Origin of the sequence: Aliivibrio sp. S2TY2 (assembly GCF_028765525.1) — a bacterium.
GTDB classification, from domain to species: domain Bacteria; phylum Pseudomonadota; class Gammaproteobacteria; order Enterobacterales; family Vibrionaceae; genus Aliivibrio; species Aliivibrio finisterrensis_A.
Genome location: NZ_JARACS010000052.1, coordinates 1 through 277, shown reverse-complemented (window position 1 = coordinate 277; position 277 = coordinate 1). Strand labels below are relative to the sequence as shown.

Genomic DNA, 277 nt, shown 5'->3' with positions numbered 1-277 from the left:
ATTTAGGATACCATCAGCATCTAGGTCGAATGTTACTTCGATTTGTGGCATGCCACGTGGTGCTGCTTGGATACCTTCTAGGTTAAATTGACCTAGAGATTTGTTGTAACTTGCTTGCTTACGCTCACCTTGAAGTACGTGGATAGTTACCGCACTTTGGTTGTCTTCAGCAGTAGAGAACGTTTGGTCCGCTTTAGTTGGGATTGTTGTGTTCTTCTCGATTAGCTTAGTCATTACGCCACCCATCGTTTCGATACCGAAAGACAGAGGAGTAACG

1 protein-coding gene is annotated in these 277 nt (G+C 44.4%); it reads right to left on the bottom strand.

The window, feature by feature from the left end; all coding sequences use genetic code 11:
- Window positions 1–277: Hsp70 family protein (locus tag PVK63_RS19960; RefSeq protein ID WP_274440988.1), on the bottom strand; the 277-nt coding region annotated here is incomplete at both ends.